Origin of the sequence: Citrobacter sp. S55_ASV_140, from assembly GCF_018919505.1 — a bacterium.
GTDB classification, from domain to species: domain Bacteria; phylum Pseudomonadota; class Gammaproteobacteria; order Enterobacterales; family Enterobacteriaceae; genus Citrobacter; species Citrobacter werkmanii.
This window is the reverse complement of record NZ_JAHLQZ010000171.1, coordinates 1-8,639: the sequence shown is the minus strand read 5'-3', so window position 1 is coordinate 8,639 and position 8,639 is coordinate 1. Positions and strand designations below refer to the sequence as shown.

The 8,639-nt window shown below is 52.1% G+C and carries 10 protein-coding genes and 1 pseudogene; 4 read left to right on the top strand and 7 right to left on the bottom strand.

Features of this window, described 5'->3' with window-relative positions:
* Window positions 1–35: 35 nt before the first annotated feature.
* From pdxH to anmK, 3 genes are all read right to left on the bottom strand, one after another.
* Window positions 36–692: a pyridoxamine 5'-phosphate oxidase gene (gene pdxH, locus KQJ18_RS18915; protein ID WP_038640396.1), complete on the bottom strand. Its 657-nt coding sequence runs from the start codon at window positions 690–692 to the stop codon at window positions 36–38.
* A gap of 59 nt (window positions 693–751) precedes the next feature.
* Window positions 752–1,075, bottom strand: coding sequence for a C-type lysozyme inhibitor (gene mliC / locus KQJ18_RS18910; protein WP_038640393.1), 324 nt, complete (start codon window positions 1,073–1,075; stop codon window positions 752–754).
* Between the two features lie 93 nt (window positions 1,076–1,168).
* Window positions 1,169–2,290 carry an anhydro-N-acetylmuramic acid kinase gene (gene anmK, locus KQJ18_RS18905; RefSeq protein ID WP_216422501.1) on the bottom strand — a complete coding sequence of 374 codons (1,122 nt, stop codon included), beginning with the start codon at window positions 2,288–2,290 and terminating at the stop codon, window positions 1,169–1,171.
* A gap of 273 nt (window positions 2,291–2,563) precedes the next feature.
* On the opposite strand from anmK, the gene slyB reads away from it, so the two are divergent.
* The gene (gene slyB, locus KQJ18_RS18900) at window positions 2,564–3,031 is read left to right on the top strand and encodes an outer membrane lipoprotein SlyB (protein ID WP_003029175.1); all 468 of its coding nucleotides are present in this window, start codon (window positions 2,564–2,566) and stop codon (window positions 3,029–3,031) included.
* 46 nt (window positions 3,032–3,077) lie between these two features.
* Here slyB and slyA read toward each other — a convergent pair whose 3' ends face one another.
* Window positions 3,078–3,518 carry a transcriptional regulator SlyA gene (slyA, locus tag KQJ18_RS18895; RefSeq protein WP_019076732.1) on the bottom strand — a complete coding sequence of 147 codons (441 nt, stop codon included), beginning with the start codon at window positions 3,516–3,518 and terminating at the stop codon, window positions 3,078–3,080.
* A gap of 192 nt (window positions 3,519–3,710) precedes the next feature.
* On the opposite strand from slyA, the gene KQJ18_RS18890 reads away from it, so the two are divergent.
* The 3 genes and pseudogenes from KQJ18_RS18890 to KQJ18_RS18880 all read left to right on the top strand — a co-directional run bounded on the left by KQJ18_RS18890 (window position 3,711) and on the right by KQJ18_RS18880 (window position 6,850).
* Complete coding sequence (locus tag KQJ18_RS18890) at window positions 3,711–3,947, top strand: DUF1656 domain-containing protein (protein WP_038640388.1); 237 nt, start codon at window positions 3,711–3,713, stop codon at window positions 3,945–3,947.
* Window positions 3,948–3,949: 2 nt separating this feature from the next.
* Complete coding sequence (locus tag KQJ18_RS18885; protein WP_038640386.1) at window positions 3,950–4,813, top strand: HlyD family secretion protein; 864 nt, start codon at window positions 3,950–3,952, stop codon at window positions 4,811–4,813.
* Window positions 4,810–6,850 (top strand): annotated as a pseudogene (locus KQJ18_RS18880) (FUSC family protein). The gene KQJ18_RS18885 and the pseudogene KQJ18_RS18880 overlap by 4 nt, the downstream one beginning before the upstream one ends.
* On the opposite strand, the gene sodC reads toward KQJ18_RS18880, so the two are convergent.
* From sodC to KQJ18_RS18865, 3 genes are all read right to left on the bottom strand, one after another.
* Window positions 6,826–7,350, bottom strand: a complete 525-nt coding sequence (gene sodC / locus KQJ18_RS18875) for a superoxide dismutase [Cu-Zn] SodC (RefSeq protein ID WP_038640384.1) — start codon at window positions 7,348–7,350, stop codon at window positions 6,826–6,828. The pseudogene KQJ18_RS18880 and the gene sodC sit on opposite strands and share 25 nt — an antisense overlap.
* A gap of 81 nt (window positions 7,351–7,431) precedes the next feature.
* Window positions 7,432–8,328: an aldo/keto reductase family oxidoreductase gene (locus KQJ18_RS18870; protein ID WP_216422498.1), complete on the bottom strand. Its 897-nt coding sequence runs from the start codon at window positions 8,326–8,328 to the stop codon at window positions 7,432–7,434.
* Between the two features lie 49 nt (window positions 8,329–8,377).
* Window positions 8,378–8,617 carry a DUF1289 domain-containing protein gene (locus KQJ18_RS18865; RefSeq protein ID WP_216422502.1) on the bottom strand — a complete coding sequence of 80 codons (240 nt, stop codon included), beginning with the start codon at window positions 8,615–8,617 and terminating at the stop codon, window positions 8,378–8,380.
* Window positions 8,618–8,639: the final 22 nt, after the last annotated feature.

The window sequence follows — 8,639 nt, the reverse complement described above, 5'->3', positions numbered from 1 at the left end:
TCAGCACCAGCGCTTAAAACAAGAATTTTGCATCTTTAGGGGGCCAGACGATCAATTTTCCACGCGTTATCTTCACGTTGGTATAAAAAACGATCGTGCAGACGATTTTCGCCGCCCTGCCAAAACTCCATTTGTTCAATACTTACGCGAAAGCCGCCCCAGAAACTGGGCAACGGAACTTCCCCTTGCTGAAACTTCTGCTTCAGCTCAAGGAATTTGCTTTCAAGAATGCCGCGAGCGGAGATTCGACTGGACTGTTTAGATACCCAGGCACCAATCTGGCTGTCGCGTGGGCGACTGTGGAAGTACTTCACCACCTCAAGCGTGGAAAGGCGCTCAGCCTTGCCAATCACCATCACCTGCCGTTCCAGGGTATGCCATGGGAACAACAGACTGATACGGGGGTTCTTCTCGATTTGATGCGCCTTGCGGCTACCGAGGTTGGTATAGAAAACCAGCCCTTTGTCATCATAATGTTTGAGCAACACGATGCGCTGATACGGCTGACCGTTTTCATCAACGGTCGCAACAACCATAGCAGTAGGATCTGCCAGTTTGGCATCGCAGGCTTGCCCCAGCCAACGCTCAAACAGCGCAAGGGGCTCGGCGGGAAGATCGTGGCGGCGCAGACCGCCTTTCGTGTATTCACGGCGCAGATGCGCGATTTGCTGCAATTCGTCGTTATCAGACATGATGTTGGGCTACGGATTGTCAGAGGGTGACGCTATTGTGCGCCGCCCAGGTGAAAATCTCAACGCTTCGGGTTCTGTAACTGACAGTTATTTAGCACAATTCTGTCTCGTTTATAGACCGTTGCCTCGTCGCCTTTAGACCAGAAGACGTAGATACCATCCGTATAGCGCGCCCCCGATGCCGACATGCCCTGTTTGAGGTTCAATAGCTGATTATCATAAACAAAGTTCACTTCCTGGCGCGTATTGTTCAGCTTCACGGTAAGCGGTTTTTCATCACAGCGGTATTCAAGCGTGTCGGTTTGCATACGCTCAACAAATTGGTTGTACACGCTGCACCCGCTAAGCAGTACCGGCAGACATACTAACAACAGTTTTTTCATAGCCCTATCCTGAAGACTTTCCTGGTCCCGGAGGGTAATGGCACCCTCCCTAATATCCCTAGTTTACCGGTATGCCGCGCTGAATAATTTCAGTTAACTCTGAGTTCGCGGATTGGCAGGATAAATCGCCCCTAACACGCTCAGCTCTGACGCCCCGGTCACAGAAGGTAAATTTCCCGGTAATCCAGCCAGCGTTCGCCACGCCAGCCAGGCAAAGGCTAACGCTTCCATATCGTCGCCGCTGATCCCGGCTTCATCGGTAGAGGTGACTTCGGTACCTGACAATAATGCCGCCAGACGCATCATCAGCAGCGGATTACGGCTTCCACCGCCACATACCATGAGGCGATCGCAACCGCCGCTTAACAAGACCTGCTCTGAAATGGTGACGGCCGTCAGTTCGGCAAGCGTCGCCTGTACATCGCGTGCGCTGATTCCCGGAAACTGCGCCAGATGACGCTCTATCCAGCCGTAATTGAAATACTCACGACCAGTGCTTTTGGGCGCAGGCGTGGAAAAATAAGGGTCGTTAAGCATATTTTGCAGCAATGGCAGGACTACCGTTCCTGAAATGGCCCACTGCGCATCTTTGTCGTAGGGTTGACCGCATTGCCGCCAGATCCAGGCATCCATCAGCATATTGCCCGGCCCGGTGTCGTATCCACGAACGGGTTGTTGCGGAATAAGCAGAGACAAATTGGCAATTCCGCCGATGTTCAGCACCATCCGCCGTTCCGTAGGATGAGCCAACAGTGCCTGATGAAACGCAGGAACAAGTGGCGCGCCCTGCCCACCGAGCGCGATGTCACGTCGACGAAAATCGCCGACGACGGTTATCCCGGTACGCGCGACAATCTGGTTGTTATCACCAATTTGCAGCGTGTGCGGCGCGGCGCCGTTCGGTTCATGCCACACGGTTTGTCCGTGGCAGCCAATCGCCACGATATCCTGCGGTTTCAATTTTTCCTTCGCCAGTAGCGCATTTACCGCCTCAGCAAAAAGATAACCCAGTTGCGCATCCAGTTGACCAAACTGAGAAAGCGTAAGCTGCTGCCCCTGGCAGATATCCAGAATCGCCTGTTTTACATGACCAGGGATAGGCCAGGTCAGACTCGCCTGCTGTGCAACCATCGTTTCATCTATTGTCGCCAGCACAACATCGACGCCATCAAGGCTGGTTCCAGACATAACACCGATAAAACGGCCCGATTTCATACGTCATCCTTTTAAGCAAATTAGCCTTGACACTCAACCATAAAGTGCAGACTAATGCCATGCTTCCTGAATGATTTTTGAGAGGAAATCATGCCAACGGTCGCTTAATTACATCAATTATATGAATGATTCGTTTATACTCGGTTGATCCGATTTCGGTTAAGATTTTCATATTGTGCCAGTGGAACATGTGACCTCAGGCTCACAAATGCCATATAATTTAACCATGATGGGGCTTTATTAGCGTTTCGTGGTGACAAAGGAGATTTGTAAATGATTAAACGTGTGCTGATTGTTTCATTAATGGGCGTATCTTTAGCGGGCTGCGTGAACAATGATAGCCTTTCAGGCGACGTATATACCGCATCCGAAGCGAAACAAGTTCAGAACGTTACCTACGGTACGATTGTTCATGTTCGTCCGGTGCAAATCCAGGGTGGCGATGACGCAAACGTAATTGGCGCTATCGGTGGTGCGGTGCTCGGCGGGTTCCTGGGTAACACCGTCGGCGGCGGTACGGGTCGTTCATTAGCGACGGCTGCAGGCGCAGTTGCCGGTGGCGTTGCGGGCCAGGGCGTGCAAGGCGCGATGAATAAAACTCAGGGTGTCGAACTGGAAATCCGTAAGGATGATGGTAATACCATCATGGTGGTTCAGAAACAGGGCGCGACCAAATTCTCTGCGGGTCAGCGTGTTGTTATGGCGAACAACGGCAGCCAGGTTACCGTGTCTCCACGTTAATCGAATTTACGTGTGGTCAGGCTCTGGCCACACGTCATCTCTCGTCTCAGCCCTGAGACTGCAGTTCAATAATATTGTGTTCCAGTCTGGCGACCAGTTTTATCAGCAGATCAATTTCCTCAGCTGAAATCCCTTCCAGAATCTCTCCACGTGTCTTGTTGATAACCGCTTCCATATCTGCGATCAGTGGTTCGGCTTTCTCAGTCAGTTTAATTCTCTTTGCCCGACGATCGCTGGCGCAAGTCTGTCGTGAAATGAGTCCCTTTTCTTCCAACTGGTCAAGCGTACGTACCAGCGAAGGCTGTTCGATGCCAATCGCTTTAGCCAACTGGATCTGCGATTGATCCGGTGGCAACTGATGAATGTTGTGCAGCGTAACCCAATGCGTCTGCGTCAACTCCAGAGGTTTCAGGCGATGGTCAATCAGAGCACGCCAAATGCGCACCAACCGTGCCAGATCAGAACCTAATGGCGATTCCAATTTCATCTCCTTATAATTAGCTTGCTAAGTTATTGTACTGATTTTAGAATAGTGTGCAGCATTTGTATTCTCAAAACAAATGTATTGCCAAATTTGCTTACCGGTTGACATTTTTTCAGACATTATGTGTTACAGAGACTCATCGTCTCTTTTTTGCTAAACCTATAGCAATGCTCTCTTCCGTCAAGGATTTTGCCCGTGAAGTTTATGTTTAATGCAACAGGATTGCCCCTACAAGATTTAATGATCGGTGCATCTGTCTACTTCCCTCCCATTTTCAAGGCGTTTGTCGCAGGGTTTATTCTTTGGTTGGTTGTTCATCGCCTGCTGCGCGACTGGATTTATTCCGGTGAGATCTGGCATCCCCTGTTGATGGATCTGTCTCTCTTTACGCTTAGCGTAGGTCTGGCCTTTGTTATGCTGATTGTGTGGTGATTATGTCGCTCAAAACCATTAAATACTTCTCAACCATTATAGTCGCTGCAATCGCAGTTTTTGCCGGATGGTGGATGTGGAATTACTATATGCAATCGCCCTGGACACGTGATGGCAAAGTGCGCGCAGAACAGGTCAGCATCACACCGCAGGTTTCGGGCAGCATTAATGAACTCAATATAAAAGATAACCAGTTCGTGAATAAAGGTGATGTCCTGTTTACTATCGACAAGACGCCGTTTCACATTGCTGAACTGAATGCGCAAGCACAGCTGGCGAAAGCTCAATCCGATCTGGCAAAAGCGAATAACGAAGCCAATCGCCGTCGTCACTTATCGCAAAATTATATCTCAGCCGAAGATCTGGATACCGCCAACCTCAACGTAAAAGCGATGCAGGCAAGCGTTGAAGCAGCCGAGGCCAGTTTACGCCAGGCGCAATGGCAACTGTCGCAAACGGTCGTCAAAGCGCCCGTAGCGGGCTGGGTCACCAACCTTTCAACCCGCACCGGCGACTACGCCTCAACCGGTAAGCCGCTGTTTGCTCTTGTCGACAGCCACTCTTTTTATGTAATGGGGTATTTTGAAGAAACGAAGTTGCGTCACATACGCGAAGGTGCGCCGGCGTTAATTACGCTCTACAGCGGCAACGTTAAGTTACAGGGTCACGTTTCCAGTATCGGTCGCGCAATTTATGACCAAAGTGTTGAAAGCGATTCCGGTCTGATTCCCGACATCAAACCTAACGTGCCGTGGGTACGTCTGGCGCAGCGTGTCCCTGTACGCATTGAATTTGACGCTTTGCCGCAGGATGTCACACTGGTCTCTGGTACCACCTGTAGCGTCTCCATCGGCCAGCGTAAATGAAAATGCCCCCCCTGACGCCAGGCAATTGGCCATGGTTTAAAGCCACGCCGGCACAGTGGCGTTATGCGCTGCGTAACACCATTGCAATGTGTCTGGCGTTAACCTTTGCCTATTATCTCAATCTGGACGAGCCCTATTGGGCGATGACTTCGGCGGCGGTGGTGAGTTTCCCTACCGTCGGCGGGGTGATCAGCAAAAGCCTGGGCCGTGTAGCCGGTAGTTTACTTGGCGCGACAGCCGCACTGATTATTGCCGGCCATACCCTCAATGAACCGTGGCTTTTTCTGCTGAGCATGTCAGTCTGGATCGGCTTTTGTACCTGGGCCTGCGCGCATTTTACTAATAACGTCGCCTACGCCTTTCAACTGGCGGGTTACACGGCGGCGATCATCGCGTTTCCCATGGTCAATACCGTTGAGATCACGCAGTTATGGGATATCGCGCAGGCCCGCGTATGCGAGGTCATTGTCGGTATCTTGTGCGGGGGTATGATGATGATGATCCTACCCAGCACCTCCGATGGCACCACGTTGCTTACAGCACTGAAAAACATGCATACGCGTTTGCTGGAACATGCCAGTTTGCTCTGGCAACCGGAGACAACGGATGCCATCCGCACGGCACATGAAGGTGTTATCGGTCAGATTCTGACCATGAACCTGTTGCGTATACAGGCGTTCTGGAGTCACTACCGCTTTCGCCGCCAAAATGCCTTACTCAATTCGCTGTTGCATCAGCAGCTACGTATGACCAGTGTGATTTCCAGCCTGCGCAGAATGCTGCTGAACTGGCCTAATCCTCCCGCTAATACCCGCGATATCATTGAGCAATTACTTGGCGCGCTGGTCAAATCCAATACCGACAGCTATACCGTCTCGCGTATCATCGCCCCACTGCGGCCCGTCGATGCCCGCGATTATCGACACGTCGCCTTCTGGCAACGGCTGCGCTATTTTTGCCGCCTCTACTTACGTAGCAGCCATTACCTGCATTTGCTGGAAAATGGCGTTACCGCCGAACGTATCAATATTGCTCGTACGCCAGGGCTTGCCCGCCATACCGATAATGCGGAAGCTATCTGGAGCGGGTTGCGCACGTTCTGCACTTTGATGCTTATCGGCGCATGGAGCATTGGCGCACAATGGGAATCAGGATCTGGCGCACTCACGCTCGCGGCCATCAGCAGCGTGTTGTATTCCGCCGTTGCCACGCCCTTCAAATCACTTTCCTTGTTAATGCGCACGTTGGTTCTGTTGTCGCTGTTTAGCTTTGTGGTCAAGTTTGGTTTGATGGTACAAATTACCGACCTCTGGCAGTTCATCCTGTTTCTCTTCCCGCTCCTCGCCACCATGCAGTTGTTAAAGCTACAAATGCCTGCGCTGGCGGGGCTTTGGGGGCAGCTTATCGTGTTTATGGGATCGTTCATCGCGGTAACGAATCCCCCGGTATACGATTTTGCTGATTTTCTGAATGACAATTTGGCGAAAATCACCGGCGTGGCGCTGTCATGGCTGGCATTCGCCATTCTACGCCCCGGATCGGATGCGCGGAAAAGCCGCCGTCATATTCGCGCCCTGCGTCGGGATTTTGTCGATCAGCTCAGCCGACATCCTGCACTCAGTGAGAATGAATTTGAGTCGTTGACCTATCATCACGTCAGCCAGTTGAGTAACAGTCAGGATGCGCTGGCGAGGCGTTGGTTATTACGTTGGGGGGTTGTCTTGCTGAACTGCTCGCATGTGGTGTGGCAACTACGTACCTGGGAGGCGCGCTCAGATCCGCTGGCTCGCGTCAGGGACGTATGTATCGCGTTGCTTCGCGACGTGATGAGTGAGCGCGGCGTCCAACAACGACCGTTGAATGCCACGCTAAACGAGCTACAGCGTATCTGCGATACGCTCGCCCACCATCACCAACCTGCTGCGCAGGAGTTGTCGGCCCTCGTCTGGCGGCTGCATTGCTCGCTGTCACAGCTTGAACAGGCACCACCACCGGGTACGCTAAGCAACTGATTATTTGATAACGCCACAGGCGTAGCGCGCTCCGCCACCGCCAAGCGGTTTCGGTTGATCGGACATATTATCGCCGCCCACATGAATCATCAGCGCCTTACCTTTTACCTCATCCAGGGATTTAAGCCGGGGCGCAACGACCGGTGTTGTGGCGTTACCATCGTTATTCACCACCAGCAGCGGCAGGTCACCCATGTGGCCTGCACCTTCCGGGCCTTCGTGTTTACCCGTTTGGTGAGGGTCGTAATGCCCTCCCGCTGATTCCGCCGCTGACGCCTTCCCGTCTTTAATCGCCGGTTGGCAACTGCCGTTGGCATGCACATGGAAACCATGTTCACCCGGCGGCAACGCTTTCAAATCGGGGGTAAATTCCAGCCCCTTTCCGGTTTCAGTAATTGAGACAGTACCAATCGCCTGGCCGACGCCTTGCGACGTCACCAGATTCATCGTCACTTTTTCTTCACTGGCAGCCTGCGCACCTGCACAGGCCAGTAAGGTAATAATGGCTAAACTCAAACGCTTCATAAGATCTCCGTCTAAAAGGTGTCTGATTGATAAGTGTAAACCAGTGACACAAATTTGAACGGTGAAGCGCCAAAAACGCGATTAAGGCACGTCATAACCGAGCGCGGCTTTACGGATACGGAACCATTGTTGGCGAGACATGTTCAGCGCTTCGGACTCAATGGCGGTACGAACACGCTCGATTTTACCCGAACCAATAATCGGCAGCGGTTGCGAAGGCAGACGTAAGATCCAGGCGTACACCACCTGCTCAATAGACTGTGCGTTCAACTCTTCTGCGATCGCGGCCAGTTCATTGCGCAGCGGCTGGAAGGCATCGTCATTAAACAGACGACCGCCTCCGAGGCAGGACCAGGCCATCGGGCGGATACGCAGCTGTTGTAATTGATCTAATGTGCCATCCAGCAGGAGTGGCTGATGCACCGGTGAAATTTCAACCTGGTTGGTCGCCAGAGTAAACGGCAGACGCGATTGCAGCAGCGAGAACTGCGCAGGGGTGAAGTTAGAGACGCCAAAGTGACGCACTTTGCCGCTATGGTGCAATTTTTTAAATGCGTCGGCCACATCGTCTGCATCCATCAGTGGATCGGGACGATGGATCAGCAGCAAATCAATATGATCGGTCGCCAACAGCTTTAACGATTGTTCCGCGCTGGCAATAATATGGTCGCTGTCGGTAATGTAGTGCCCGAGCGCATTTTCCGTGCGTGCCGTCGTGGCGATCCCGCATTTGGTGACAATCTGCATTTTCTCACGTAAATGCGGAGCCAGCTTCATCGCCTCGCCAAACGCTGCTTCACACTGGTATCCGCCGTAGATATCGGCGTGATCGACGGTGGTAACGCCCAGGTCAAGATGCTCTTCAATAAAGCTGACTAACTGACGCGTGGACATATTCCAGTCCATCAGGCGCCAGTAACCCATCACAAAGCGAGAAAATTCCGGGCCTTGCGGCGCAATAGTAATACGCTGAACCATAGCAGCTTCCTTATAAATGAATGTGCATCGAGTATACGCAATTACGCTTTTAAAAGAGTGAAGGTTGTTGCGGTTCTTCCGGCGGGTTGAGTTTGTTTGCACGTAATTTACGCATCAGGCGCTGACGACAAAGACGCAGCACGTCCTGCTTTTCGGCATCGCTCATTTTTTGCCAGTTAAAACGCTCATCCCGGCTACGAAAACAGCCACGGCAAAAGCCGCGCTCGTCAGACTGACATATACCACGGCATGGGCTCTGGACGGGGAAAAATTCCAGCTGTTCGGCCACATCCCCTCCTGTAGTAAGATTG

What these genes read in the sequence shown, in the direction of transcription:
- pdxH (WP_038640396.1), bottom strand. Translation starts at nt 692, where the DNA reads ATGTCTGATAACGACGAATTGCAGCAAATCGCGCATCTGCGCCGTGAA.
- mliC (WP_038640393.1), bottom strand. Translation starts at nt 1,075, where the DNA reads ATGAAAAAACTGTTGTTAGTATGTCTGCCGGTACTGCTTAGCGGGTGC.
- anmK (WP_216422501.1), bottom strand. Translation starts at nt 2,290, where the DNA reads ATGAAATCGGGCCGTTTTATCGGTGTTATGTCTGGAACCAGCCTTGAT.
- slyB (WP_003029175.1), top strand. Translation starts at nt 2,564, where the DNA reads ATGATTAAACGTGTGCTGATTGTTTCATTAATGGGCGTATCTTTAGCG.
- slyA (WP_019076732.1), bottom strand. Translation starts at nt 3,518, where the DNA reads ATGAAATTGGAATCGCCATTAGGTTCTGATCTGGCACGGTTGGTGCGC.
- KQJ18_RS18885 (WP_038640386.1), top strand. Translation starts at nt 3,950, where the DNA reads ATGTCGCTCAAAACCATTAAATACTTCTCAACCATTATAGTCGCTGCA.
- sodC (WP_038640384.1), bottom strand. Translation starts at nt 7,350, where the DNA reads ATGAAGCGTTTGAGTTTAGCCATTATTACCTTACTGGCCTGTGCAGGT.
- KQJ18_RS18870 (WP_216422498.1), bottom strand. Translation starts at nt 8,328, where the DNA reads ATGGTTCAGCGTATTACTATTGCGCCGCAAGGCCCGGAATTTTCTCGC.